Below are 26,594 nucleotides of genomic sequence, written 5' to 3'. Positions count from 1 at the left end.
CCCGGACAGTTGCCTGCCTCACGTGGATACGCCTCTGAAACAGCGTCTGATTGGTGCCATCGTGCTGGTGGCACTGGCCGTGATCTTCCTGCCGATGCTGGTCAAGGGACCGGCACCCGACAGCGGTGTCGCCAATGTGCCGATCGCCGCACCGGATGCGCCGGCCGATGGCCAGTTCGAAACCCGTGAGCTGCCCCTGGTCGCCCCGGCCGGTGGTGCCACCGGCCTGCAGACCGGGCAGGCCAGGCCGCTGCAGGACGCCGCCACACCGGCCACGCCGCCGACCGTGGACACGTCGCCGGCGGTTGCCGCCGGCAACTACGCGGTCACCTTCGGTGCGTACGGCAGCAAGGCCGATGCCGATGCCGTGATCGCCTACCTGAAGCGCTCGCAGCTGCCGGGCTTCACTGAAACCGCCACCATCGGCGGCCGTCAGGCATGGCGCGTGCGCGTGGGGCCGTACGCCGACCGCGCACAGGCCGAGGCCGCCCGCCTGCAGGCGGTGAAGATCCGGGCGGATGTGAAGGCCGAAGTGATCACCCTGGACGCGGCGGCGGGCAACAGTGCCCCGGTTGCGGCCACCCCGGCACCGGCTGCGCCGAGTGCCAGCACTCCGTCCGCAGCGACTGCGCCCTCGGCCAGCAGCAACCCGGTCCGCAGCGAAAGCCTGCCGCCGAGTACGCCGGTCGCGACCGCGCCCCCGGCCGCCAAGCCGGAACCGCCGAAGCCGGCGCCGAAGCCCGAGCCGAAGCCCGAGCCGAAGCCGGAAGCCACCGCCAGCAAGCCGGCGACGGCGCCGACCACGCCGGCAGCACCGGCCGCCAGCGGCGTCGGCTTTGCCGTACAGCTGGGCGCGTTCGGCCAGGCCAACGATGCCAACGCCCTGCGCGACAAGGTCCGCGCCGCCGGCTTCAGCGCTTTCGTCGAACAGGTCCGCACCGAAAAGGGCACCCTGCATCGCGTCCGCGTCGGGCCGGTGGCCAACCGCGCCGATGCCGAGCAGCTGAAGGCGCAGGTCGCCGCCAAGGTCGGCGTGGCCGGCATGGTGCGACCGCACCCATGACCCACGCGCAGCCCCGTTGCCAGCGCCGCCGAAGGAGCGGGGCGCCATGATCGACGTGGTGCTGCTGATCGTGATCGCCGCCTCGACCCTGCTGGGGATGTTGCGCGGCTTCGTGGGAATCGTCATCGGCACCCTGTCGTGGCTGCTGGCCGCGTGGGCGGCCTTCGCCTTCGGCAACGATGCCGCCCATTGGTGGGCCGCCCCGGCGGCACCCGGTGGCGAACACTTCGTCGGCGGTTACCTGGGGGTCGGCATCGGCGTGATGATCGTGGTCGCGGTGATCGGCATGGTCATCAAGGCCCTGGTCCACCGCAGCATGCTGACCAGCCTGGACCGCCTGCTGGGCGGGGTGCTGGGCGCCGTGCGGGGCGGCCTGATCGCCGCGATCCTGCTGCTGCTGGGCAGCTTCACCCCGTTGACCGCCGAGCCCTCGTGGCAGCGTTCTGCGGTGCGCCCGCTGCTGAACCCCACGGTGGCCTGGATGAACAGCAAGCTGCCGCACTGGGAGGTTCCCGGGGCCGATCTGCTGCCCAAGGGCTTGCCGACCGACGCGCTGTCCCCATCTGCATTGATGGAGTTGGGCAAGAACGCAGGCGCCGGGTTGGGAAAGCCGGGCGCGGCAGGCGATAATGGCATCCTCAACCAGGTAGTGGCAGGCAGCGGATGGCTGCGGCCTGCGAAAGCGGAACAGGGCGATTCCTACGATCCGGCCGAAGTGCGCCCGGACGCTCCTGCACTGCCGGACAGTATCGAGCCGGGCGATCCGGCCAACGTCGACCGCGCGCGCGGCGACCACCGCGGCCAGGTACGGCCACCTTCCTTGTAACTGGGCACAGCCCAGCGGAGACCTCGCACCATGTGTGGCATCGTCGGAATCGTCGGCAACCAGAACGTCGCCGGGCAGTTGTATGACGGCTTGACCGTCCTCCAGCATCGCGGCCAGGATGCGGCGGGCATTGCCACCGTCAATGGCAGCCGCCTGCGGGTGCAGAAGGCCACTGGCCTGGTCCGCGATGTGTTCGATGCCCGCACCATGTCCACCCTGGAAGGCAGCGTCGGCATCGCCCATGTGCGCTACCCGACCGCCGGTTCGGAAGGCATGGACGAGGCGCAGCCGTTCTACGTCAATTCGCCGTACGGCATTGCGCTGGCCCACAACGGCAACCTGATCAACACCGAGGCGCTGCGCCAGCAGGTGTTCGAGCAGGACCGCCGCAACGTCAACACCGATTCGGACAGCGAAGTGCTGCTGAACGTGTTCGCCTACGAGCTGGAGCAGCAGCGCCAGCTCAGCCCGGAAGCCGCGATCCGCGCGGTGGCCGGCGTGCACCGCCGCTGCAAGGGCGGCTACGCGGTGGTCAGCGTGGTGCTGGGCCTGGGCCTGGTCGCCTTCCGCGACCCGCATGGCATCCGCCCACTGGTGCTGGGCAAGCGCAGCCATGCCGAGGGCGACGAGTACATCGTGGCGTCCGAGTCGGCCACGCTGGACGTGCTGGGGTTCCAGCGCGTGCGCGATGTGCAGCCGGGCGAAGCGCTGGTGATCACCGCGCGTGGCGAGCTGTTCTCGGAGATCTGCGCCGAGCCGGCCGAGCACACCCCGTGCATCTTCGAATACGTGTATTTCGCACGCCCGGATTCGATGATCGACAACGTGTCGGTGCACAAGGCGCGCATGCGCATGGGCATCAAGCTGGGCGAGAAGATCCTGCGCCTGCGCCCGGACCACGACATCGACACCATCATCCCGATCCCGGATACCTCGCGCGACGCTGCGCTTGAGATCTCCAACGTGCTCGGCGTGAAGTACCGCGAAGGCTTCATCAAGAACCGCTACATCGGCCGCACCTTCATCATGCCGGGCCAGGGCGAACGCGTGAAGTCGGTGCGCCGCAAGCTCAACCCGATCCACCTGGAGTTCCGCAACCGCGTGGTGCTGCTGGTGGACGACTCGATCGTGCGCGGCACCACCAGCCAGCAGATCGTGCAGATGGCCCGTGACGCGGGCGCGCGCAAGGTCTACCTGGCCAGCGCCGCGCCGCCGGTGCGCTACCCGAACATCTACGGCATCGACATGCCGGCGGCCGAGGAACTGGTCGCGCACAACCGCACGGTGGAAGAGATCGAGGCCCACCTGGGCTGCGACTGGCTGATCTACCAGGATCTGGAAGACATGGAAGCCGCGGTGAGCGAGGGCAATCCGGCGCTGCGCAACTTCGATTCGTCCTGCTTCAACGGCCACTACCCGACGGGTATCGAGCCGGGCTACTTCGAGCGCATCCAGCAGCTGCGCTCGGACGATGCCAAGCACAAGCGCCGCGCCTGAGGTCCAGGCGTGGTTGATGTGCCCGACGCTGGTGGCGACCTGCTGCGCGCTGCGCAGCAGTGCCTGGCTGAAGCCGACCCGCTGCGCAAGGTGGCGCTGACCCAGGCCTATGCCGCCGCGTTCCGTGCCGGTCGCCTGAAGGTGGCTGCGGATGCGCCGCCGCCGGAGCCGATCCGCATGCCTGGCCGGCCGGCGCAGCTGGTGCTGGTGCATCCGCGCGAAGTACCGCGGCGCGGTCTGGGCGGCGTGGAAGGGCGCGCCGCCTTCATCCACGCCATCGCCCATATCGAACTCAACGCGATCGACCTGGCCTGGGATGCGGTGTACCGCTTCCGTGGCCTGCCGCCAGCGTTCCATGCCGACTGGGTCAGCTGTGCCGACGACGAATCGCGGCACTTCATGCTGCTGCGCGAGCGCCTGCAGGCACACGGCCACGATTACGCCGATTTCCCCGCGCACAACGGCCTGTGGGAAATGTGCGAAAAGACCGCGCATGACGGTCTGGCGCGCATGGCACTGGTGCCGCGCGTGCTGGAAGCGCGCGGCCTGGACGTGACGCCCGGCATGATCGAGAAGCTGCGCAATGTCGGTGATGGCGAGACCGCCGATGTGCTGGAAGTGATCCTGCGCGAGGAAGTGGCGCATGTGGCTGCCGGTTCGCGCTGGTACCGCTGGTACTGCGACCGCGCCGGCGTCGAGCCGCGCGCACGTTTCAAGGAACTGCTGGTGGAGTATGCCGGCGGCTACCTGCATGGGCCGTTCAACATCGAAGCGCGCCTGCTGGCCGGTTTCGATGCGGATGAGCTGGCCAACCTGGTTGAACAGGCCGGTTGAAGAAAAGGGGACGGAGGGGATTAAGTCGTTTGTGGCACAAACGACTTAATCCCCTCCGTCCCTTTTTTCAGGCGTTTGGCAACACCACGCGCTTGCCATCCACTGTGGGCCGGTTGATGTAGAACAGGCCGGGACCCGGCCGGTACGGCAGTTCGCTGACGCCGGCATCGGCGGCGTAGGTCAGTGCGGTGTCGCCCAGTGCATCGAAGTTCCAGTGCGCCGACTGCATCAGGTAGCGCCGCCGCAGCAGCGCCTCCTGTGTCTGCGTCAGCGGCTGCCCGGCCACCAGGCGCCGTGCGATCGGCTGCAGGGCGGACGGCAGCTCCCAGCCGGGAACCTCGGCGGCATTGGCGGTCCATTGCACGCCGGCATCGATGGCCTGCTGCTGCATCACCTGCAGTGCGATCAGCTGGTAACGCCAGTCGATGCGCCGACGCAGCACCACTGCGGCGGTCACATACAGCACCGGTGACAACAGCACGCTGCGGCTGCCGGCGCGACGCTGCTGCTGCCACTGGTGCCAGACATCCACCCAGACCTCCTTTTCACCCACGCCCAGCTGCTGGCGCCAGCGTTCGGCATCGGCCTGCGTTTCGGCGTAGGCCGTGGTGGCCTGCAGCAACGCCAGTGGAGGGACCTGGTAGTCGGCAACCGCTGGGCGGCGCAGCTGTTGCCGGCGCGGGCGGCTGAGCAGCTTGGGACCTTCTTCCAGCTGGTTGTAGCCACCGCCGATATTGGCGTGCACGCCGGGCAGGGCGATTTCGGTGAACGTTGGTGCGACGCTGGTCAATGGATAGTGCTGGCGATGCTCGTCGCGCGCGGCCAGTTGCACGACGTGTGCAGCGATGCCTCTGTGCAGGGCGAGCTGCGGGTGTTCATCGGCGCGGCCGCCATTGACCGCAACCACGGTGTCGAACAGTCCGATGAAGCGCAGCACCGGCGCAACGGCGGCGAAGTTCGCAGTGCAGGACAGGCCGGCGCCCTGCAGCAGCTGGCGCCAGCGCGCGCTGTCCCAGGCCTGCAGCTGGTTGGCGATATCACGTGCCGCGGCAGCGCCGCGCGAATAGCCGAACAGATCCAGCTGCACGCCACGCAGCGGTTGCTGCCAGCGCGCGGACAACTCGGACAGTGCCGCCGGCAGCAGCACCTGCAGCGCGCGCTGCACTTTCGCACGAACGCCACTGGCACCGATGCCGAAGGCCAGTCCGATCAGATCATCATCGGCATCATCGCGGGTGCCCACGCCCTCCACATAGATCGACAGCGAAGGTGCGCCCATCGCACCGCGGCGGCTGTCCGGATATAGCTGCTGCAGGCGCGCGATGTTGGTCAGGCCGTTGTCGTAGCTGCTGGTCAGCCGGCTCTGGTAGGTCGAATCATCATCCGCGCGCAGCTGCGCCGGGCGTGGCTGCGGAACCTGTGGTCGACCGCGTGCCAGGTTGTGTGCGTTGTTGCGGGTGCCATCGAAGAACAGGCCAATCCGCAGCAAGCCGACATCTTCGTCCGTGTCCTGCGATGGTGCCATGTGCATGTCCTGTCGTGGCTACGTCACGGTAGCGCGAAAGCGGTGTATTGGCGAAGTGTAGTGACGCTTTTGACCTTTCTTAACGCAGATGCGGTCGATCACAGTTCCTGATTTTCATTCCCATCTTCTATTGAATTCACACGACCCGCGCAGGCCAGATGGCCAGACCCGGTAGACCCGGGCGTGCTGCATCAACGCTGTTCACATCATTCAAGGAGCGACGCAATGTTGTCCAGATCGATTGGCAAAGCGGCAGGTGGCCTGGTGTTGGGTTTGTCGGTGGCAGCGGCCGCGCATGCGGCACCGTTGTTCGAACCGGTGACGGTCATCAGCCGGGCATCGGCAAACAGTGAGCCCGCGCTGGGCAAGCTGCTGGCCACCCCGTCCACCGCGACGGTACAGGAAGTGCGTGTCGACGCTGCTGCCACCGCGCAGCCGCAACTGGAGTTCGAACTGCTTGGCCTGCGCGTGCAGGCGGTGCGCAGCAAGGTGGAAGCACTGCCCGATGGCGGCAGCATCTGGTACGGCCAGTTGCGCTCGCCGTCCGATCGGCTGACTGCCGCCACTTCGAACGGTCAGGATGATCCTGGCAATTCAGTGATCCTGGTGCGTTCGGGCAACACCCTCACCGGTTCGATCCGCAAGGACGGCAAGCTGTATCGCCTGCGCCCGCTGGGCAACCGCCACGTACTGGTGGAAGTGGATGAATCGCGGATGCCGGCCGATCATCCGGCCGACTACAACCAGCTGCCGAAGATTCCGATGGGTAACAACGACCGCATCGGCATCGCGCAGGCCTCATCCGGCACGCCGGCGACCATCCGCGTACTGGTGGTTGCGACCAATGCTGCGGTAACGGCCTATGGCGGCAACATGCAGTCGCTGGTGCAGCTGGCAGTGGCTGAATCCAACCAGGGCTACGTCAACAGCAACGTTGGCATCACCCTGCAGCTGGCCGGCTATGAAACCACCAACTACACCGAGTCCGGCAACTTCACCACCGATCTGACCCGCTTCCGCAACACCAGCGACGGCTACATGGACAGCATCCACACCAGCCGCAACAACACCGCGGCCGATGTCGGCGTCCTGCTGATCAACAACACGAGCTACTGCGGGTTGGCCTCGGGCATCGGCTCGACGGCGGCGACGGCCTTCGCGGCGGTGTACTGGGATTGCGCGACCGGCTACTACTCCTTCGCGCATGAAATCGGCCATCTGCAGAGTGCGCGGCACGATATCGCCAGTGATCCCAGCACGTCGCCCTACGCCTATGGGCATGGCTACCGCTACGAGCCGTCCTCCGGTTCGCGCTGGCGCACGATCATGGCCTATGACTGCTCGGCCGGCTGCCCGCGCCTGAACTACTGGTCCAATCCGAACATCAGCTACAACGGCATCCCGATGGGCAATGCCAGTACCGCCGACAACCAGCGCGTGCTGGTCAATACCAAGGCCACCATCGCGGCCTTCCGCTGAAGCCAATCGCCGACCAGGGTCGGCGTCTACCGGGGGGCGTGCACCTGCCCCGGTAGATGCCAACCCTGGTTGGCACCCTGCGATCCATCATTCGCGCGCGAGCGTATCCAGCGACCAGCCGCTGGCATCCACGCGCAGCACCGATCCCTGTTCGTACCAGTCACCCAGCACGATGCGGTTGCAGGTGCGGCCACCGGCCTGAAGCGTGTGTACCGCCGGGCGATGGGTGTGGCCGTGGATCATGGTGTCCACGCCATGGCGCACGAAGGTGGCATCGACTTCGGCCGGAGCCACATCGGTCACGGTCTCGAACTGCGCACGATCGCCCTGCTTCATTTCCGACTGGCGGGCCTGGCTGGCATCGCGTGCCTTCTGCGCGAAGGCGATGCGTGCGGCCAGCGGCTGCGACAGGAACTGCGCCTGGAAGACCGGGTCGCGCGTCTGTGCACGGAACTGCTGGTAGGGGATGTCGTCCGTGCACAGCAGGTCACCGTGCTGCAGCAGCACCGGGCGACCGTACAGCTCGATCACGCACGGGTCGGGCAGGATGCGCAGGCCGGCACGGCGCGCATAGTCTTCGCCGAGCAGGAAGTCGCGGTTGCCGCGGATGAAGTACACCGGCACGCCGCTGTCGGAGAGCACCTTCAGCGCGTCGGCCACCGCATCGGCGGCGGGCGAGGGCGTGTCGTCGCCGATCCAGGCTTCGAACAGGTCGCCGAGGATGTACAGCGCATCGGCGCCGGGCGCCTGTTCGCGCAGGAAGCGCAGGAACAGGTCGGTGATCTCCGGACGGCTGGGGTCCAGGTGCAGGTCGGAAATGAACAGCGTGGTCATGCCTGCATTCTAGGCCATCAACGATGACGGTAGCGCCGGGCCATGCGTGGGCCGGCGCGGCGGCCATCACACCGGCAGCGGCAACCAGGCCAGGCTGGCCGATGCCAGCAGGATGGCGATGCCGGTGGCGGCCAGTACATCAGACGGGTAGTGCAGGCCCAGCACCACCCGCGACAGCGCGACGCCGAAGGTGAATGGCACCAGCAGCGGTGCCAGCCACGGGTAGTAGGCCAACGCGACGATGGTGAACGACACCGCGTGCAGGGTGTGCCCGGAGGGGAAGCTGAACTCGTCCAGCGGCGCGACCCAGGCGCGGATGCGCAGATCGGCCGCATACGGGCGCGGCCGCCGGGTCCAGCGCTTGAGGCCTTTGTAGAGCAGCAGCGCGGCCAGCCCGGTGGCGGCCATGTGCACCGATGCACGCAGTCCGTCGAAGCCGTCGAGCACCACCAGCGCGCCCATCAGCACGTACCAGAACACGCCGTCGCCGAGACGGCTGATGACCGAGAACAGGCGACGCACGCGGCGACGCCGGCAGTAGTGGTTGGCCCGGCGGCAGAGCCGCGCCTCGCGGCCGGCCAGCAGCTCAAGCGGCGTGGTGCGCATGGCCGCTCCTCCGCGACTGGGCCAGCTCGGACAGCAGGGCATCGAATTCGGCAACCACCTGCTGTGGATGCAGGCGCTTCATCGCACGCGCGGCGCTGCTGCCGAATTCGCGGCGCCGTGCATCATCGGCGGCCAGCTGCACGGCTGCCTCGATGAACTGCTCATCGTTTTCCACGGCCGCGCCGTTCTCGCCATCACGCAGGTATTCGCGGGCCGCACCGTAGTCGAAAGCGACAGTGGCCAGGCCGCTGGCCATGCTTTCCAGGGTCACGTTGCCGAAGGTCTCGCTGCGGCTGGGGAACAGGAACAGGTCACCGCTGGCGAAATGCCGCGCCAGGGCCTCGCCGCGCTGGATGCCGCAGAAGATGAAATCCGGGTTTTCATGTGCCAGTTTTTCGCGAGCCGGACCATCACCCACCCAGACGAAGCGGGCTTTGGGCCGGATCTGCTGCAGGCGACGGAAGGCCTTTACCGCCAGGCTAAGGTTCTTTTCCGCGGCGATGCGGCCGACATAGATCGCGACCAGGCCATTGCCGTCCACGCCCCATTCCTCGCGCAGCGCCGGGTCGCGCCGGCCCGGATCGAACTGCTGGCTGTCGACCGCGCGTGCCAGCAGGCGCACGCGTTCGAAGCCCTGTTCACCGAGGAACTGCTGCAGCTCGCGGGTGGGCACCAGGGTTGCATCGGCCTGGTTGTGGAACCGGCGCATCCAGCGCATCGCAGCGGCCTGCAGCCAGGCCACGCCGTAGTCGGGCAGGTACTCGTCGAAGCGCGTATGGAAACCACTGGCGACCGGAATGCCAAGGCGGCGCGCGGTGCGCAGCGCCGACCAGCCCAGCGGGCCTTCGGTGGCGATGTAGACCGCATCGGGACGCTGCTGTTGCCAGTGGCGGTTGAGCCGGATCGGTGCAGGCAGGCCGAAGCGCAGGCCGGGGTAGCGCGGCAGTGCGGCGCCCGGGACCAGCAGCGTGCCCGGTGCCGAGTCCAGTGCTTCGCTGGCCTGGCGTGGCCGGATCAGGTCGATGTCATGGCCGGAATTGCGCAGTCCCTGCTCCAGGCCCTGCACGGTGAGGGCAACGCCGTTCACTTCCGGCGGGTAGGTCTCGGTGACGATGGCATAGCGCATGGCGGGCCTCCGGGTTTCCGGCATGCTCGGGCCTGGCGATGTAGCCGATATGACCGCTTTGCGACCACGGGATGACGGTGGTCAGGTTCCCGTGGAGCCACGGCCCCGAAGGGCCGTGGCGGTGGTGCAGGCGCGCGCGGTGGATCAGAAGCGCTGCTGGTATTTCATGTAGATGAAACGACCGATATCGAAGCCACCGTAGTAGGAGAAGTTGGCGCTCGGCTGGCTGTACATGACCGGTCCCTGGCGGCCGAACACATTGTTGGCACCGATCGAGACGGTCGCATCCCATGGCAGGTTGTAGCGCGCCTGCACGTCGTGGAAGGTAACCGATCCGCGACGGTTGTAGTCACGCGTGCCGCTGAACCATGGTGCGCGCTGGTCGGGGTGCGAACACTCGTTCGGATACTCATCAACGTCCAAGCAGCGCTCCTTGACCGCAGAGAAGTAGCGCAGGCCCCAGGTGAGGCCGAGATTGCCGCGTTCCCAGCCCAGCGATGCGTTGGAGCGCACGCGGAAGCCGATGCCATCGTCGGTGGCGATGCCATTGCTGGGAATCGGCGGCACATCCGCCTCGTTGGTGGTGCGCTCCACCGAGGCAACCACATAGGTGGTTTTCCAGTCTGCGCTCAGCGTGCCCCAGGACGTTGCGACCTTGTGGCCGATCTCGAGGTCATAGCCTTCGGCCTGGGCGAAGCCACTGTTGCGACTGCCGTACCTGAGCTTGTTGACGATGCCCAGCTCCGGGTCGCGGGTGAAGCTGCTGCAGCGCTCGGCAATGCCCAGTTCGTAGCAGTCGCGGAGAATGTCATTGGGATGATCGGAAACGATGGTGTTCTCGATGCGGATCTTCCACCAGTCCAGTGCGATGTGCAGCCCTTCAGCGAACGTCGGGCTCCAGACCAGGCCGAGGGTGCGGCTGGTCGAGGTTTCCGGCTTCAGGTCGGGATTGGAACCGTTGGTGAAGGGCACCGGCGTCTGCCCGCTGCTGCCGGTGATCGGTTCGTTGCCCTGGCCGAGCTGGCGATAACTTTCCGCGTTGGCGATGTCGGCAGCGCAGCGGGCACGCACCTCCGGACTGCTGGCGGCCGCGCCGTACACGCTGTCGCAGGGATCGCGGAAGCCGGTGGTGAAGGTTTCCGAGCCGCCGCCGTAGAGGTTGGAGATGGTCGGTGCACGGAAGCCCTGCGCCCAGGTGCCACGGACCAGCAGCTGATCGATCGGCTTCCAGCTGAAGCCGAACTTGCTGTTGAGGGTTCCGCCGAAGGTGGAATAGTCCGAGTAGCGCGTCGCTGCATTGAGCGTCAGCTCGCGCGCACCGGGGAGGTCGCGCAGCACCGGCACGCTCAGCTCCAGATAGGCCTCGTCGACGCGGTAGCCACCGCCGGTGGGGCCTGCGGCGAGGTTGGTGGTGGCGCCGGTCTGCGCCAGCGCGTCGGGAATGAAGCGACCGTCCTCGCGGCGGCTCTCGGCACCCACGGCAAAGCCCAGTTCGCCGGCCGGCAGTGTGGCGAGGCTTCCACTGAGGCTGGCGAACAGGTTGCGGGTGGTGGTGCGGCCACGAGTGAGTTCTTCGGGGAACAACCAGTCCTGCAGTTCCTTGTTGCCGGTCAGGCCATAGGGATCATCCTGGCCATACGGCACCAGCGGATTCCACGGTTTGCAGCCGGCAATCGGTGCTCCCGGGGTGCCGCATTCAACCTTGCCGGTTTCCGGGTTGAAGAACGAAGGGCCGGTGGCATCGGCCACGCGCTGCTTGTGCAGGTTGCCGGTGGCACGCTGGGTCAGCTCGCTGCGGTTGTACTGGTAGCCGGCTTCCCAGTCGAAGTCGCGACCGCCGAATTCGAAGCTGCCTTCGAAGGCGGCAACGCCCTGCCAGGTGGTCAGTTCGCTGGTGCTGACCCGCGGAACCTCCCAGGTGCGGCGGTTCCAGTGCACATCGCTGGGCGTGTCGTAACCGTGGTGGCTGCCGAACGGGTTGAACCAGCTGTCGGCAGACATCGGCGTGATGCCGGCGCCACCGGACTGGAACGGATAGCCGGCAATCTGGCGGGTGGTGGTGCGCCGGTTGTAGGACAGCTGGGTATTGAAGCGGACCTGGTCGTTCAGGTCCACGCGCGCGTCGACGAAGATCGAATCGCGCTTGATCGGCGTCTGCAGGTGCATCTGCTCGTTGCTGTTGCTGACATCACCGGTGAACGGTGTGTTGTCGCTGAGGTGGAAACTGTCCGGCCCGCCCGGCTGGCTGCCGCGGTCGAGCGAATAGCTGCAGCCACGGTTGCTGCTGCAGCCCGGGCCATTGAAGCCGACGATGCGTCCCCACTGTCCGACCGTGGTCCAGCCATCGTCCGGATGGCGGTCGGTATAGGTGTAGGCACTGAAGCCGCGATCCCTTGCCCACACACCCTTTTCTTCGACATGCTCGGCCGCGACGCTGATCGAGGCACGGTCATTCGACCAGCCGGCAACCACGTCGTACTGGGTACGGGCGCCATCGCCTTCGCTGTACTGGCCGTGGTAGACGCTGGCGGCGACACCTTCAACGTTGCGGCGGGTAATGATGTTGACCACGCCGGCCATCGCGTCGGCGCCGTAGATGGCCGAGGCACCGTCCTTGAGCACTTCCATGCGCTCGACGGCGGCTGCGGGAATGCTGGAAATGTCCTGGTAACCGCTGGTGGTCATGCCTAGGCGCTTGCCGTTGACCAGCACCAGGGTGCGTTGTGCACCGAGGCCGCGCATGTTCACGTAGCTGCCGCCTGCGGCCTCGCCCGCACTGAGTGGGCTGGCACGGCTCAAGGCCGGGCTGCCGGTTGCGGTCAGGTTCTGCAGGATGTCGGCAACGGAGTTGAAGCCCTGCCGCTCGATGTCGGCGCGGCTGATGGTCAGCACCGGCTGTGCGGTTTCCAGATCGACCTGGCGGATGCGCGAGCCGGTGATCTCGATGCGGTCCAGCGTGGTGGCTTCCGGTGCCTGCTGGGCGAGTGCCGGGGTGGCCAGTGCTGCGGTTGCCGTCATCGTCAGTGCACGACGGATCGCCAACCCCAGTTCGGGAATACGGATGGTCATGAGTCTCTCTCTCGGTCTTCGAAGTCTTCGGAACACAGCCAAGCGGGGCTGCGTCAATGCCACCGCGGTGGTGGACGTTCGAACCTAGTGAAGACGGGCGTGGAGACGTATGGGCAAACGACGAAAGCACCGTAGACAGTCGTGACGCTTCTGCACAAAGCAGAAGTAAATCAATCGATTGCTGCAAACAGTGGCAGTGCGGCGGAAGCAGATCAGAGGATCGTGCCCCTGATTGAACGCATCAAGGTCAATGTGGAAAGCGACAGTCTGCGCGGGGGCAGAAAAAAACCACGGCCCCGAAGGGCCGTGGTCGTCGAGCTTCAACAGTGCGGATGGATCAGAAGCGCTGCTGGTACTTCATGTACATGAAACGACCGATGTCGTAGCCACCGTAGTAGGAGAACGACGAGTTCGGCTTGCTGTACATCACCGGAGCTTCCTTGCCGAACACATTGTTCGCGCCCACCGAAACGGTGGCATCCCACGGCAGGTTGTAGCGGAACTGCACGTCGTGGAAGGTCACCGCACCGCGCTCGTTGTAAGCGGTCGGCGACTTCAGCCACGGAGCCAGGAAGGTCGGATCGGAGCATTCGTCCGCATACCGCGAGGCGTTGAGGCAGCGCTCCTTCACACCGGAGTAGTAGCGTGCCGTCCAGCTGACGCCGAAGTCACCCACATCCCAGCCCAGCACCAGGTTCGAGCGCACGCGGAACGCAAGGCTGGTGGCGGTGCCGATGGTGTTGGCAACGCCGTTGATCGGCGTGATCGCTTCGCGGACATCGTTGGTGGAGCGGTAGACGTTCTTGCTGACGTAGGTGCTGGTCCAGCCCGCGCTCAGCTTGCCGTAGCTGGTGTCGACGCGGTAGCTGACATCCAGGTCGTAACCTTCGGTCTCGGCGAAGCCGGCGTTGCGGTTGCCGAACTTCAGGCCGGTGACGATGCCGTTGGACGGATCGCGGGTGAAGCGGCTGCAGCGCGATTCGATGCCCTGCTCGTAGCAGTCCCTCAGGATCTGGTTCGGGCTGTCACCGACGATGGTGTTGTCGATGCGGATCTTCCACCAGTCCAGCGCCACGTTGAGGTTGCTGAGGAAGGTCGGGCTCCACACCAGGCCCAGCGTCTTGCTGGTCGAGGTTTCCGGAACCAGCAGCGGGTTCGAACCGGACACGAACGGCGTCGGGGTTGCATCCTGTGCCGTGGTCACCGGGGCGTTGCCCTGCTTCAGCTGGCGGAAGTTGCCGGCATCGGCGATGTCACGTGCGCATCGCGCGCGGACTTCGGCACTGCCCTTGGCCGAGCCGAACACGGTGTCGCACGGATCGCTGAACTGCGCAAAGGTTTCCGAACCGCCACCGTACAGGTCGTTGATGGTCGGTGCGCGGAAGCCTTCTGCCCAGGTACCACGGACCAGCAGCTGGTCGATCGGCTTCCACTTGAAGCCGAACTTGCTGTTGAGCGTGTTGCCGAAGGTGTTGTACTTGGAGTAGCGGGTGGCGGCACTGAAGCTCAGCTCACGCGCACCGGGCAGGTCGGCCAGCACCGGCACGCTGAGCTCCAGGTAGGCTTCCTTCACGTTGTAGCTGCCACCGGTCGGGCCTGCGGCCAGGTTGGTGGTGGCGCCGGTCTGGGCCAGGGCATCGGGGGTGTAGCGGCCATCTTCCTTGCGGCTTTCCACGCCGAAAGCGAAGCCCAGGTCGCCGGCCGGCAGGGTCATGATGCTGCCGGACAGGTTGGCGAACGCGTTCTTGGTGGTGGTGCGGCCGGTGGTGCGTTCTGCCGGGAACAGCCAGGCCATCAGTTCTTCATTGCCGGTCAGTCCGTTCGGATCGTTCTTGCCGTAGGGCACCAGCGGGTTCCACGGCGTGCAGCCGCTGATCACCGCGCCCGGACGGCCACACATCACCTTGCCGGTGGCCGGATCCAGGAACGACGGACCCACCGCGTCGCGTACGCGCTGCTTGTGCAGGTTGCCGGTGGCGGTAGCGGTCAGCTCGTTGCGGTTGTACTGGTAGCCCACGTCCCAGTCGAAGTAGCGCTGGCCGATCTCGAAGCTGCCATCCAGCGACACTACCGCACGGTAGGTCTTCAGTTCGCTGGTGCTCACACGCGGGATTTCCCAGGTGCGGCGGTTCCAGGCCACGTCGGTGGGCTTGGCATAGCCGTGCTGGTTGCCGAACGGATTGAAGTAGCTGTCCTTGGACATCAGGCCGGTGGCGGTCGGGTCGCCCGAGATGGACACCGAGCTGGACTGCAGGGGATAGCCTGCAATCTGGCGCTCGGCCGAACGCTTGTTGTAGCCGAATTCGGTGCGCAGGTTGACCTGGTCGGTGATCTTGAAGCGGCCGTCGAAGTACACCGAATCACGCTTGAGCGGATACATGACGTGCATCTGTTCGTTGGCGTTGCTGACGTCGCCGGTGAACGGGGTCGCATCGGTCAGATGGTAGTTGGCCGGGTTGGTCGGGTCAGCACCACGGTTGAGCGAGTAGCCGCAGCCGTCCTTGGTGTTGGTGCAGCCCGGGCCACCCTTCAGGCCGGTGACCTGGCCCCACTGGCTCAGCGTGGTCCAGTTGGAGGCATCGTTCGGGTGGCGGTCGCTCACGCCGTACTTGCTGAACCAGCGGTCCTTGGCCCAGACGCTCTTTTCTTCGGAGTGCTCCAGTGCCAGGGTCAGCGACACGCGGTCGTTGCTCCAGCCACCGACCACGTCGAAGCGGTCGCGCGCGCCGTCACCTTCGCTGTACTGGCCGTGGTAGACGTTGGCGGTCACACCGTTGACGTTGGAACGGGTGATGATGTTGACCACGCCGGCCATCGCATCGGAACCGTAGATGGCCGATGCGCCATCCTTCAGCACTTCGATGCGCTCCACCGCCGACACCGGCAGCGAGGACACGTCCTGTAGGCCCGAGGTGCTGATGCCCAGGCGCTTGCCGTTGACCAGCACCAGGGTGCGCTGCGCGCCCAGGTTGCGCATGTCGATGTAGGTGCCGCCGGTGTTTTCGCCCGAGCTCAGTGCGTTTGCACGGCTGATCGCCGGGCTGCCCATGGCGGTCACGTTCTGCAGGATGTCGGCCACCGAGCTGAAGCCCTGGCGCTCGATGTCCAACCGGCTCAGTGCCAGGACCGGCTGAGCGGTCTCCACGTCCACCTGGCGGATGCGCGAGCCAGTGATCTCGATGCGATCCAGGGTGGTCGGCGCGGCGGTGCTGCCACTCTGGGCGAACGCGGGCAGGGCGGCCAGCGTCGCAGTGGTTGCCAGGGCGTAGCGGATGGCCTGCCCCAGGGGGGTGGTACGTGAAGTCATGACGAGCTCTCTCTCTCTCTCAGGTCGTGCAGGGACGCCAAAAGGGGCGTCGAAGAAATCGGCCGCCGATAAGCGGACCGATGACCCGATAGTAGTCTCGTTGGTTAATGCTCTGTAAAGAGGTCGTGTCGATTTGTACCAGGCTTCATCGTCAGATTTCACGAAAGCTCAACAAAAGCAGTCGCTTAGCTGTAACGCTGAATGCGCTCCCCCGACATGATCTGCTGCGTCGCAGCAGGTCAACGGGGGGCGCATGCGCGAACCGTAACGGTGTGTGACCTTCTTTCCCTTGTGGGAAAGCGTGAGCCTCAGGCCACGAACGGCCGGAACTGGATGCCCAGCCCGGCGATGCCGTCGGTCTCGCCGATCAGATCGGCGCGCAGCAGTGGCCGGGCATCGATGAAGGCCTGCGGCACGATCAACGACAGGCGGTTGTCGTCGGCGGTCAGTTCCAACGCCGGCAGCGGATCGTCCTCATGGGCACGATTGAGCAGCACCGCCAGGCGCAGCAGGGCGGCCAGCCGGCGAGCGGTCAGCAGCAGGCGCTCGGGCAGGGCGTCAAAGGCGGTCTTGGTTACGCTGCGACGATGGCTGCGCACCAGCGCGGCCAGCATCTGCTGTTCCTGCCGCGAGAAGCCGGCGATATCCGAGTGTTCCAGCACGTAGCTGCCATGCACGTGGTAGCCGCTGTGCGCGATCATCAGGCCCAGCTCGTGCAGGCGCGCGGCCCAGCCGAGCATGCGCGCGTCGTCGGCATCGAGCCGCCAGCGTTCCTGCACCTGTTCCAGCAGTGACAGCGCGGTGTCCTGCACACGGTCGGCCTGCACGGTATCGATGCCGTAGCGCTGGCTGAGCGCGGACACCGATTCATCGCGCAGGTCGTTCTCGCCAGCGCGGCCGACGATGTCGTAAAGGATGCCTTCGCGCATCGCGGCCTTGCTGACCAGCAGCTTCTGCAGGCCCAGCGCCTGGAAGGCGGCCTCCAGCACCAGGATGCCGCCGGCGATGATCGGGCGGCGGTCGCTGGACAGTCCGGGCAGCTGGATGTCGTCGATCTTCTTGGCCTTCAGCAGTTCATCGCGCAGCTGCGGCAGGGCCTCGGCAGTGATCGCGCCCTTGCTCAGCTTCATCGTCGCGCAGATCTCGCTGATCGCCTTGTGCGTGCCCGAAGAACCCAGTGCTTCCTGCCAGCCCAGCGCGCGGTACTTGCTGGCGAAGGGCTGGAATTCGCGACCGATCTCGGCCAGCGCGTCCTTCCAGCGCTTCTTGCTCAGCTTGCCGCCGGGGAAGAAACGCCGGGTGCTGGCAATGCAGCCGGCCTGCAGGCTCTCGCGCTCCAGGGTCTGCATGCCCATGCCGATGATGAATTCGGTGGAGCCGCCGCCGATGTCGATGACCAGCCGGCGTTGGCCGGGCTTGGGCGGTTGCGCATGGGCCACGCCCAGGTAGATCAGGCGCGCTTCTTCGCGGCCGCTGACCACTTCGATGGCATGCCCAAGCGCGGTTTCGGCGGGAACCAGGAACGACTGCGGTGAACGCAGCTGGCGCACGGTGTTGGTGGCCAGTGCGCGCACCCGGTGCGGTGGTACGTTGCGGATGCGCTGGCCGAAGCGGGCCAGGCATTCCAGCGCGCGCTGCCGGGCGGCGGATGAGAGCCCACCTTTGCCATCCAGGCCGTCGGCCATGCGCACGGTCTCGCGCAGGCGGTCGATCACCCGCAGCTGGCCGAGCGTGTAGCGCGCGATGACCATGTGGAAACTATTGGAGCCAAGGTCGATGGCGGCCAGCAGGTCGCCATCCTGCAATGCGGGCGGAGTCGTGGTGGTGTGCGGCATGGACGAATGTTAGCCGAAGGGGCGGTGTGCTCGTCACCGCGCGGCCTTCACATTTTGGAAGAGGGGAGTGCGGCAGGGCTGCGCCCTGCACCTGCCGAATCAACGGCAACGGCTAAAGCAAAAGCAAAAGCGGGCTATCCGTGGGATGGCGGGGTGGGTCCGATGGCAGGGGACGCCGTGAACCCGTCCATGGGGGCTTGGTCGCCGCATCCATGCGGCTCACACCCCTGCCACCGGACCCACCCCGCCTTCGACAGGTCGCTGCGATTTGATGGTGGGTGCCGACCGTTGGTCGGCACTGATCCTATCCCGACCAAAATCGGTGCCTACTGCTCTTGGTAGGTGTCGACCTTGGTCGACACACCGGGTTACAGCCCCTGCATCAATGCCATCTGCGCAGAATGCGGGGCTTCGTCGTGCGCCGGGGCACGTTTGTGGTAGATGCCGTCGGCATCCAGTTCCCAGGCGTTGAGGTTGTCGTCCAGGTAGTTCTGCAGCACCTCGCGGTAGACCCGCTTGGCCAGCTCCGGATCGAGGATCGGGAAGCAGGTCTCGACCCGGCGCAGCAGGTTGCGCTCCAGCCAGTCGGCGCTGGCGCAGTACATCTCCGGTGCGCCGTCGTTGCCGAACCAGTAGACGCGGCTGTGCTCCAGGAAGCGGCCGACGATCGAGCGCACGCGGATGTTGTCCGAGATGCCTGGCACGCCCGGGCGCAGGGTGCAGGCGCCGCGGATGATCAGGTCGATCTGCACGCCGGCCTGTGAGGCGGCGTACAGCGCGCGCACCACCTGCGGTTCGTTCAGTGCGTTCATCTTGGCGATGATCCGCGCCGGGCGGCCGGCGGCGGCGATGCGCGTTTCGCGCTCGATGCGGCCGAGGATGCCGGTGTGCAGGGTGAAGGGGGATTGCAGCAGGCGCTTGAGCTTCATCTTCGAGGCCAGCCCGGACAGCTGCTGGAACAGCAGGTGCACGTCGTTGCCGATGTCCGCATCGGCGGTGATCAGGCTGATGTCGGTGTACGCGCGGGCGGTGCCGCTGTGGTAGTTGCCGGTGCCCAGGTGCACGTAGCGGCGCAGCTTGCGGCCTTCGCGGCGCACGATCAGCAGCATCTTGGCGTGGGTCTTGTAGCCCACCACGCCGTACACCACCTGCACGCCGGCCTCCTGCAGGCGATCGGCCAGGCCCAGGTTGGCCTCTTCATCGAAGCGTGCGCGCAGCTCGACCACCACGGTCACGTCCTTGCCGTTGCGCGCGGCCTGGATCAGCGCATCGACAATCAACGAATCCTTGCCGGTGCGGTACAGGGTCTGCTTGATCGCCAGCACGTTGGGGTCGATCGCCGCCTGCCGGATCAGCTCCAGCACTGCGGTGAAGGCATCGAACGGGTGGTGCAGCAGCAGGTCCTGGCGCGCAGTCGTCTCGAAGATGCCGTCGCTGTCGCGCAGCGTGCGCGGTGTCATCGGCGGATACTTCAGGTCCGGCTGCGCGATCAGGTCGTACAGCTGGATGATGCGGTTGAGGTTGACCGGGCCGTCGATGCGGTACACCGCGTTCTCGGTCAGGCCGAAGTTCTGCAGCAGGGTGCGCACGATGTCGCGTGGCATGTCCTGCGCGATTTCCAGGCGCACCGCCGGCCGGTAGCCGCGGTCGACCAGTTCGTCGCGCAGTGCCAGCGCCAGGTTCTCCACTTCTTCCTCGTCCACCACCAGCTCGGAGTTGCGGGTAACGCGGAACTGGTAGGCCCCCTGGACTTCCATGCCCGGGAACAGCTCATCGACGAAGGTGGACAGCACCGACGACAGGAACACGAAGTTCTGCGATCCGCCGAGCTTCTCCGGCAGCTGGATGATGCGCGGCAGCGAGCGCGGCGCGCGCACGATGGCCAGGTGGCCGGCGCGGCCGAACGCGTCGGTGCCCTTCAGCACCACCACGATGTTCAGCGACTTGTTGAGGATCTTCGGGAACGGATGCACCGGGTCCAGGCCCAGCGGCGACAGCACCGGCATGATCTCATTGCGGAAGTACGCGCGCAGCCAGCGCTTCTGGCGATCGGTCCAGGAATGGCGGCCGAGCACGCCGATGCCGGCCTCCATCAGCGCCGGGCGCAGCGTCTCGTTCCAGCAGCGGTATTGCTGGTCCACCAGTTCGGCGGCGCGGTCATGGATGGCGGTGAGGATGGTCTGCGGGCTCATCCCGTCCGGGGCCGGCGGCAGGCCGAACTCCTGCGCGTGGCGTACGGCGGCGGCGCGGATTTCGAAGAACTCATCGAGGTTGGTGCAGGAGATGCACATGAAGCGCAGGCGCTCCAGCAGCGGCACCTGCGGGTCCATCGCCTGGGCCAGCACGCGGAAGTTGAAATCCAGCTGCGACAGCTCGCGGTTGATGTACAGCGCCGGGTCACGCAACGGATCGTTGTCCGGGCTCACGGGGAGGGGGAGGGATCCGAGGCTGCTCATGGCGTCATTCTTCGATGGAGGTCAGGGGGGCGGACTCGCGCGGGCGCACGTGGTCGGCATCGAAATGGCAGGAAAACACCGAGCCCTTGCCGACCTCGCTTTCAATCTCCAGCCGTGCATGGTGCAGGCCGAGGATGTGCTTGACGATGGACAGGCCCAGGCCGGTACCGCCGCTTTCGCGCGAGCGGCTGCTGGAGACACGGTAGAAGCGTTCGGTCAGGCGCGGCAGGTGGGAGGCCGGGATGCCGTAGCCGGAATCGCGCACCGCCAGCACCGCGCCGTCGCCTTCGCGGCGGAACTCCACGGCGATGCGGCCGCCGGCCGGCGTATAGCGCACCGCATTGGTGACCAGGTTGGAGAAGGCGCTGTGCAGTTCCTTGGTCGAACCCTGCAGGTCAACGCCGGCCAGGTCGTCGATGCTGATCTGGTGGCGGCCCTGGCTGTGCGCTTCGGCTTCGCGGCGCAGTGTCGCCAGCATCGGCTGCATGGCCACGGTCTCTTCCTCGCTGTGTTCCTGCGATTCGAGGCGCGACAAGGTCAGCAGGTCTTCGACCAGCTGGGCCATGCGCTGGCTCTGCTTGCGCATTTCTTCCAGCATCGGTCCGGTTCCCGGGAAATCCTCCGGGTCCATCATGTCCAAGTAGCCATGGACCACAGTGAGCGGCGTGCGCAGTTCGTGTGAAACGTTGGCCACGAAATCGCGGCGCACCTGTTCCAGGCGCAGCAGCTTGCTGACGTCGCGGGCGATCAGCAGCCAGTAGTCCGACGAATAGGGAATCAGGCGCAGGTTCAGGCGGATCGCCGGATCGACCGGCGAGGGCACATCCAGAATCGGCTCGGCATTGCGACCCCCGGCCAGCCAGTGGGCCAGTGGCATCGGCTGCAGGCGTTCGACCAGGGCCTCACCCAGGTCGCCGGGATGATGCAGGCCGAGCAGGGCGGTGGCCGCTTCGTTGAACCACTGCACGCGCTGGCTGTTGCGGTCCAGCACCACCACCGCATCGGGCAGCGCGGCGGCGGCGGCGCGGTAGCTGCGCAGCATGTCCAGCAGGCGGCGCTTGCGCACGCGCATTTCCACCTGGTTGCGGTACAGCAGGCGGTCCAGCTCGTTCCAGACGCCGGTGCCTTCTTCGGCGGTGTCCCAGCGCTGGCGCGCGGTCAGGCGCCGCAGCACGCTGCGCAGTCGCCAGTAATGCCAGGCCAGGGTGGCCAGCGCGCCCAGTGCGATGCACAACCACAGATGGCCCGTGAACCACCCCACCAGTCCGGCGAACAGCAGTACCGCGGCAACGGTGGCCAGGGTCTTCAACCAGGCAGAGCGGATGTGGCGGGGCATTGCGATCTCGTCGTTGAGGTGCGGCGGTTCACTGGGGTGAACCGAGGGTTATAGCAGAGTTGCCGGCGCCGGCACCCGCGGGTGCGTGGCGCCGGCACGACGAGACTCAGGTAGCAGTGGAGAAGCGGTAGCCGGCGCCGCGCACGGTCTGCACCATGTTCTCGGCATTGAACGGTTCCAGCGTCTTGCGCAGGCGGCGGATGTGCACGTCGATGGTGCGCTCCTCCACGTACACGCTGCCGCCCCACACATGGTCCAGCAGCTGGGCGCGGGTATAGACGCGCTCCGGGTGGGTCATGAAGAAGTGCAGCAGGCGGTACTCGGTGGGGCCGATCGGCACAGGCTGGTCGTTGGTGAACACGCGATGGGCGGCGCCGTCGATGCGGATCGAGCCGACGGCCACGCTGCCGTCCTCGTCATCTTCGCGGGCGCGGCGCATCACCGCACGGATGCGGGCCAGCAGTTCGCGCGCCGAGAACGGCTTGACCACATAGTCGTCGACACCGGCTTCAAGGCCACCGACGCGGTCATTCTCTTCGCCGCGGGCGGTCAGCATGATGATCGGCACTTCGCGGGTCAGGGTTTCCTTGCGCCAGCGGCGGGCCAGGTCCAGGCCGCTGGTGCCGGGCAGCATCCAGTCCAGCAGGATCAGGTCGGGGACGCGATCGGCGATGGCGGTCTGGGCCTCACGGGCGTCGCCGGCGTGGACCGGTTCGTAATCGCCCTTGCGCAGGGCGAAGGCGACCATTTCACGGATCGCGGGCTCGTCATCGACGATCAGGATGCGTTTCTGCACGAGGACACCGTAGGGCTCGGTTACTGGAGTGGTGCCAGTAGACTACGGTTTGATGACATGTTTGTGACTACCCGGCCGGAACCGTCCTGGATTGCCATCGGCCGGTCATGCAGCGCTCAGCGGCGGTCCAGATCGGGGTCCTGCACGCCCTGGCGGCGCAGCTCCAGCACGGTGGGGGTGATCGCCTCGATGCGGGCATCCACACGTGCCCGGCCTACATAGTCCAGCGCCGGATTGCGCTTGAGCGCCTGCAGCTGCATCAGCGACTGTTCCGGCCGGCCGCTGAGGAAGGCCGCCTCGGCGTAGGCCTCGCTGGCACGCACGCTGTCGCCGGCCAGTTCGCTGGCGCGGGCGTACCGCTGCTGGAAGACCGGATCGTTACCGCTTTGCGACAGCAGGGGCCGGAGCATGGCCTGCGCGCGCTGGCCGGCCTCGCGGCTGCCCTGTTCGTTCAGGATCTCGGCATAGGTCAGCGCCACCGGACGGCTGTTGGGGTGCTGGCGCAGCAGCTGCTCGAAGCGGCTGTTGGCCTGGGCGGTCTGGCCCGCACGCGATTCGGCTTCACCCAGCCCCAGTGCCAGCCACAGATTGTCCGGGCGGGTCTGCAGCAGGCCTGCCAGGGTCTGCCGGGCCTGGGTGGCGCCGGCGCGACCGCTGCGCATCACCGCCAGCGCCTGGCCATAGCGCTGTGCATCGTTGAGGCCGTCCTTCTGGCGCTTGGCCAGATCCGCATACTCGCGTTCCAGTTCTGGGGTGGAGTCCGCGCTGAGCACGCGCAGGCGCTCGCGCGCCCAGTCGAAGTCGCCACTGGCGCCGCGGCTGAGCTGGCCCATCGGGATGCGCAGAACGCTGCTGGGCAGCAGCGGGTTGTTTCCGCGCAACAGGGGTTCGGCCAGGCTGGGATCGGCCGGGTCCACGCGCTCCCTGCGCTCGCCACTGGGGGTAGTGGTGGTCAGCAGCACCGTGTCCTTCTTCATCTGGTCGGCGCGGGCTTTGGCCTCGCTGATGCGGGTGATGTTGACCGGGTGGGTGCGCAGGAACTCGGGCACGCTGTAGCCGCCCTCGTTGCCGCGCATCGCCGATGCCATCCGCTCGAAGAAGCCGGCCATGGCATCCACGTCGTAGCCACTGCGCGACAGGGTGCGGATGCCGAGGCGGTCGGCCTCGGACTCGTTGGAGCGGGTGTAGTTGATCTGCCGCTGCTGCATCAGGCCCATGCCGGAGCTGATCGCGGCCATCGTGGCGTTGCCGGAGGACGTGCTGTTGCTGGCCTGTGCGGCCACCACCGCCGCCAGCATGCCGAGCAGGATCGGGATCTGGTCGCGCTGGGCGCGCTCGACCCCGCGCAGCACGTGCTGCTGGGTGACGTGGGCGATTTCGTGGGACAGCACCGCGGCCACCTCGTCCTCGCGTTCGGCGGTCAGCACCAGGCCGGCATTGACCCCGATGTAGCCGCCCAGCGTGGCGAAGGCGTTGATCTGGCGGTCGTTCATCACGAAGAACGTGTAGGGCTGGCGCGGCTGGTCGCTGTTGGAGCCGAGGCGGGTACCCATGGTCTGCAGCCAGTCGTTGACCAGCGGATCGTCCAGCAGGTAGCCGTAATTGCGCAGCTCGCGCAGCATCATCGCGCCGTACTCGGCCTGGCGGGCCGGGGTCAGCAGCTCGCCGGCCGACGAGCCGATGTCGGGCAGCTTCTCCTGGGCCTGGGCCAGCGGCATGGCCAGGGCCAGGGTGACGGCGGTAGTCAGCAGCAGGGCTCGCAAGCAGGGGGTCCTCGGGCGGGGCGCGCCAAGCGTGGCAGGGCAGGGGGCAACCATTCGTTAATCCACAGTGTTGCGGCCGTGGCGTGGAATTTCCAGCGCACCGGTACCATATGTAGACCGTCGATCCATCGTGGAGTTTCCCGTGACAGCCCAGACCGCCGGCGGTGCCCCCGCCATCACCATCTATTCCACCGCCGTCTGCCCGTACTGCGTGGCCGCCAAGAACTTCCTGAAGAGCAAGGGCCAGCAGTGGACCGAGGTCCGCATCGACCTGGACCCGGTCGAGCGCGAGAAGATGATGGCACTGACCCGTCGCACCAGCGTGCCGCAGATCTTCGTCGGCGACGTCCACGTGGGCGGCTACGACGACATGATGGCCCTGCACCGTGAAGGCAAGCTCGAGACGCTGCTGGCCGGGCAGGGCCAGGCATGAGCGCGGCCGACGACGGCAGCAAGGACCGCATCGCCGAGTTCACCGACTTCCGCAAGCGCATGAACGAACGCATCCTGGGTGAGCCCAACCAGGTGGTGCGGCGCTTCTTCGCGCTGGACACGCAGACCTACCAGGCCGGCGCTTTGGATGTGAAGACCAAGGAACTGCTGGGCCTGGTGGCCTCGATGGTGCTGCGCTGCGACGACTGCATCAGCTACCACGTGGCCCAGTGCAAGGACGCCGGGGTGACCCGCGAGGAGTTCTTCGAGACCTTCTCGGTCGGCCTGGTGGTCGGTGGCTCGATTGTGATCCCGCACCTGCGCCGCGCGGTCGACTTCCTCGACCAGCTTGAAGGCGGCGCCGCCGCCCCGGCAGCGCACGAGCACTGAGGGTCGTGCCGGCCGCTGGCCGGCATTCCCTGAACCCGACACGGCCGAGGTTGCCGGCCAGCGGCCGGCACTACCAGGCGCGTCGGGGCCTCCCCCGCGATCCAACAGCCCAGGAGCCCCTTCTTGTTGAAGGGGCGCGCCGACAGGCGGGGGTAGAGGAGAAATGCGCGGGCAATTCTGCCTTACCCGGCTCGGACTAATTGCCTATTTGGGGTCTCCTAGCCGGGTAAGGCATAATTGCCGGTGAAACTTCCTTTGCGCCGGCGTTTCCGGGCACGTCCGGACGGCGTTTTTCCCCCTGTTCGGAACATCGATCAATGACGCAGAAAATTACGGTCATCCGCGGCGACGGCATTGGCCCGGAAATCATGGACGCCACCCTGTTCGTGCTCGACCAGCTCAAGACTGGCCTGGAGTACGAAGACGCCGACGCCGGCCTGGTGGCCCTGGAAAAGCACGGCGACCTGATGCCGGCGGTGACCCTGGAATCGATCGCGCGCAACAAGGTCGCGCTGAAGAGCCCGCTGACCACCCCGGTCGGTGGTGGCTTCACCTCGATCAACGTCAGCCTGCGCCGCCACTTCGACCTGTACGCCAACGTGCGTCCGGCCCACACCTTCCCGAACACCAAGTCGCGTTTCGACAACGTCGACCTGATCACCGTTCGTGAGAACACCGAAGGTGCGTACCTGGCCGAAGGCCAGGAAGTGTCGGCCGATGGCGAGACCGCCTTCTCCGGCACCCGCATCACCCGCAAGGGCTCCGAGCGCATCGTGCGTTACGCCTTCGAGCTGGCCAAGAGCACCGGCCGCAAGAAGGTCACCGCCGTGCACAAGGCCAACATCATCAAGTCGACCTCGGGCCTGTTCCTGAACGTCGCCCGTGAAGTGGCCGCGCAGTACCCGGAAATCGAATTCCAGGAAATGATCGTCGACAACTGCTGCATGCAGCTGGTGATGCGTCCGGAACAGTTCGACGTGATCGTCACCACCAACCTGTTCGGCGACATCATCTCCGACCTGTGCGCCGGCCTCGTCGGCGGCCTGGGCCTGGCCCCGGGTGCCAACATCGGCAAGGACGCGGCGATCTTCGAGGCCGTGCACGGCACCGCGCCGGACATCGCCGGCCAGGGCAAGGCCAATCCGTGTGCGCTGCTGCTGGCAGCCGCGCAGATGCTGGACCATGTCGGCCAGCCGGAGAACGCCGAGCGCCTGCGCAAGGCCATCGTGGCGACCATGGAAGCCAAGGATTCGCTGACCGGCGACCTGGGCGGCACCGGCACCACCATGAGCTTTGCCCAGGCCATCGCCAGCCGCCTGTAAGCGGCCGGCAGACCTCGGTTGGATCCACAGCGGGGCGCCTTCGGGCGCCCCGCTGCGTTGTGGGCCGGCTCGGTAGATCCACGCCATGCGTGGATGGC

19 protein-coding genes are annotated in these 26,594 nt (G+C 66.7%); 8 read left to right on the top strand and 11 right to left on the bottom strand.

Annotation, left to right across the window (positions count from 1 at the left end; translation table 11 throughout):
• Positions 1-22 precede the first annotated feature (22 nt).
• Genes AC13GF_RS03165 through AC13GF_RS03150 form a run of 4 tightly spaced genes read left to right on the top strand, consistent with a single transcriptional unit; the run spans position 23 to position 4,220 of the window.
• A complete protein-coding gene (locus AC13GF_RS03165; RefSeq protein WP_483003227.1) occupies positions 23-1,063 on the top strand; it encodes an SPOR domain-containing protein in 1,041 nt (346 codons plus the stop codon).
• Between the two features lie 46 nt (positions 1,064-1,109).
• Entirely contained in the window at positions 1,110-1,889 is a 780-nt protein-coding gene (locus AC13GF_RS03160; protein ID WP_019336370.1) for a CvpA family protein, read from the top strand.
• A gap of 30 nt (positions 1,890-1,919) precedes the next feature.
• Positions 1,920-3,386, top strand: a complete 1,467-nt coding sequence (gene purF, locus AC13GF_RS03155) for an amidophosphoribosyltransferase (protein WP_483003225.1) — start codon at positions 1,920-1,922, stop codon at positions 3,384-3,386.
• A gap of 9 nt (positions 3,387-3,395) precedes the next feature.
• Positions 3,396-4,220, top strand: coding sequence for a ferritin-like domain-containing protein (locus AC13GF_RS03150; RefSeq protein WP_483003223.1), 825 nt, complete (start codon positions 3,396-3,398; stop codon positions 4,218-4,220).
• Positions 4,221-4,287: 67 nt separating this feature from the next.
• Here the strand turns inward: AC13GF_RS03150 and AC13GF_RS03145 are convergent, their stop codons facing one another.
• The gene (locus AC13GF_RS03145) at positions 4,288-5,745 is read right to left on the bottom strand and encodes a DUF2235 domain-containing protein (protein WP_483003221.1); all 1,458 of its coding nucleotides are present in this window, start codon (positions 5,743-5,745) and stop codon (positions 4,288-4,290) included.
• Positions 5,746-5,970: 225 nt separating this feature from the next.
• Between AC13GF_RS03145 and AC13GF_RS03140 the strand changes: the two genes are divergently transcribed.
• Positions 5,971-7,224 (top strand): zinc-dependent metalloprotease, encoded by a 1,254-nt coding sequence (locus AC13GF_RS03140; RefSeq protein WP_483003219.1) that lies wholly within the window; start codon positions 5,971-5,973, stop codon positions 7,222-7,224.
• A gap of 87 nt (positions 7,225-7,311) precedes the next feature.
• Here the strand turns inward: AC13GF_RS03140 and lpxH are convergent, their stop codons facing one another.
• From lpxH to AC13GF_RS03090, 10 genes are all read right to left on the bottom strand, one after another.
• Complete coding sequence (gene lpxH, locus AC13GF_RS03135) at positions 7,312-8,058, bottom strand: UDP-2,3-diacylglucosamine diphosphatase (protein ID WP_126929886.1); 747 nt, start codon at positions 8,056-8,058, stop codon at positions 7,312-7,314.
• 66 nt (positions 8,059-8,124) lie between these two features.
• A complete protein-coding gene (locus tag AC13GF_RS03130; protein ID WP_126929887.1) occupies positions 8,125-8,664 on the bottom strand; it encodes a phosphatase PAP2 family protein in 540 nt (179 codons plus the stop codon).
• Complete coding sequence (locus AC13GF_RS03125; RefSeq protein WP_483003217.1) at positions 8,645-9,790, bottom strand: glycosyltransferase family 4 protein; 1,146 nt, start codon at positions 9,788-9,790, stop codon at positions 8,645-8,647. The genes AC13GF_RS03130 and AC13GF_RS03125 overlap by 20 nt, the downstream gene beginning before the upstream one ends.
• Before the next feature lie 144 nt (positions 9,791-9,934).
• Positions 9,935-12,859 carry a TonB-dependent receptor domain-containing protein gene (locus AC13GF_RS03120; RefSeq protein ID WP_483003215.1) on the bottom strand — a complete coding sequence of 975 codons (2,925 nt, stop codon included), beginning with the start codon at positions 12,857-12,859 and terminating at the stop codon, positions 9,935-9,937.
• 337 nt (positions 12,860-13,196) lie between these two features.
• Positions 13,197-16,166 carry a TonB-dependent receptor domain-containing protein gene (locus AC13GF_RS03115; RefSeq protein WP_483003213.1) on the bottom strand — a complete coding sequence of 990 codons (2,970 nt, stop codon included), beginning with the start codon at positions 16,164-16,166 and terminating at the stop codon, positions 13,197-13,199.
• 308 nt (positions 16,167-16,474) lie between these two features.
• Entirely contained in the window at positions 16,475-18,001 is a 1,527-nt protein-coding gene (ppx, locus tag AC13GF_RS03110; RefSeq protein ID WP_010483920.1) for an exopolyphosphatase, read from the bottom strand.
• 368 nt (positions 18,002-18,369) lie between these two features.
• A complete protein-coding gene (ppk1, locus tag AC13GF_RS03105; RefSeq protein ID WP_483003211.1) occupies positions 18,370-20,457 on the bottom strand; it encodes a polyphosphate kinase 1 in 2,088 nt (695 codons plus the stop codon).
• Between the two features lie 4 nt (positions 20,458-20,461).
• A complete protein-coding gene (gene phoR / locus AC13GF_RS03100; protein ID WP_032129078.1) occupies positions 20,462-21,793 on the bottom strand; it encodes a phosphate regulon sensor histidine kinase PhoR in 1,332 nt (443 codons plus the stop codon).
• Positions 21,794-21,899: 106 nt separating this feature from the next.
• Complete coding sequence (gene phoB, locus AC13GF_RS03095) at positions 21,900-22,589, bottom strand: phosphate regulon transcriptional regulator PhoB (RefSeq protein WP_483003209.1); 690 nt, start codon at positions 22,587-22,589, stop codon at positions 21,900-21,902.
• A 116-nt stretch (positions 22,590-22,705) separates the two neighbouring features.
• Positions 22,706-24,352 (bottom strand): M48 family metalloprotease, encoded by a 1,647-nt coding sequence (locus AC13GF_RS03090; RefSeq protein WP_483003207.1) that lies wholly within the window; start codon positions 24,350-24,352, stop codon positions 22,706-22,708.
• A gap of 142 nt (positions 24,353-24,494) precedes the next feature.
• Here AC13GF_RS03090 and grxC point away from each other — a divergent pair, with 142 nt between their 5' ends.
• From grxC to AC13GF_RS03075, 3 genes are all read left to right on the top strand, one after another.
• Positions 24,495-24,785: a glutaredoxin 3 gene (grxC, locus tag AC13GF_RS03085; protein WP_483003205.1), complete on the top strand. Its 291-nt coding sequence runs from the start codon at positions 24,495-24,497 to the stop codon at positions 24,783-24,785.
• Entirely contained in the window at positions 24,782-25,174 is a 393-nt protein-coding gene (locus AC13GF_RS03080; RefSeq protein ID WP_005408260.1) for a carboxymuconolactone decarboxylase family protein, read from the top strand. The genes grxC and AC13GF_RS03080 overlap by 4 nt, the downstream gene beginning before the upstream one ends.
• Positions 25,175-25,491: 317 nt before the next feature.
• Entirely contained in the window at positions 25,492-26,496 is a 1,005-nt protein-coding gene (locus AC13GF_RS03075; RefSeq protein WP_014036138.1) for an isocitrate dehydrogenase, read from the top strand.
• Positions 26,497-26,594: the final 98 nt, after the last annotated feature.

This window comes from Stenotrophomonas sp. 22LJNL06-5-1 (genome assembly GCF_056861455.1).
The sequence above is the reverse complement of the archived record's forward strand: the minus strand, read 5'-3'. Positions and strand labels throughout refer to the sequence as shown.

Coding starts and splice junctions, on each gene's coding strand:
- AC13GF_RS03160 (WP_019336370.1), top strand. CDS start 1,110: ATGATCGACGTGGTGCTGCTGATCGTGATCGCCGCCTCGACCCTGCTG.
- purF (WP_483003225.1), top strand. CDS start 1,920: ATGTGTGGCATCGTCGGAATCGTCGGCAACCAGAACGTCGCCGGGCAG.
- AC13GF_RS03145 (WP_483003221.1), bottom strand. CDS start 5,745: ATGGCACCATCGCAGGACACGGACGAAGATGTCGGCTTGCTGCGGATT.
- AC13GF_RS03140 (WP_483003219.1), top strand. CDS start 5,971: ATGTTGTCCAGATCGATTGGCAAAGCGGCAGGTGGCCTGGTGTTGGGT.
- lpxH (WP_126929886.1), bottom strand. CDS start 8,058: ATGACCACGCTGTTCATTTCCGACCTGCACCTGGACCCCAGCCGTCCG.
- AC13GF_RS03130 (WP_126929887.1), bottom strand. CDS start 8,664: ATGCGCACCACGCCGCTTGAGCTGCTGGCCGGCCGCGAGGCGCGGCTC.
- AC13GF_RS03125 (WP_483003217.1), bottom strand. CDS start 9,790: ATGCGCTATGCCATCGTCACCGAGACCTACCCGCCGGAAGTGAACGGC.
- AC13GF_RS03120 (WP_483003215.1), bottom strand. CDS start 12,859: ATGACCATCCGTATTCCCGAACTGGGGTTGGCGATCCGTCGTGCACTG.
- AC13GF_RS03115 (WP_483003213.1), bottom strand. CDS start 16,166: ATGACTTCACGTACCACCCCCCTGGGGCAGGCCATCCGCTACGCCCTG.
- ppx (WP_010483920.1), bottom strand. CDS start 18,001: ATGCCGCACACCACCACGACTCCGCCCGCATTGCAGGATGGCGACCTG.
- ppk1 (WP_483003211.1), bottom strand. CDS start 20,457: ATGAGCAGCCTCGGATCCCTCCCCCTCCCCGTGAGCCCGGACAACGAT.
- phoR (WP_032129078.1), bottom strand. CDS start 21,793: ATGCCCCGCCACATCCGCTCTGCCTGGTTGAAGACCCTGGCCACCGTT.
- AC13GF_RS03080 (WP_005408260.1), top strand. CDS start 24,782: ATGAGCGCGGCCGACGACGGCAGCAAGGACCGCATCGCCGAGTTCACC.
- AC13GF_RS03075 (WP_014036138.1), top strand. CDS start 25,492: ATGACGCAGAAAATTACGGTCATCCGCGGCGACGGCATTGGCCCGGAA.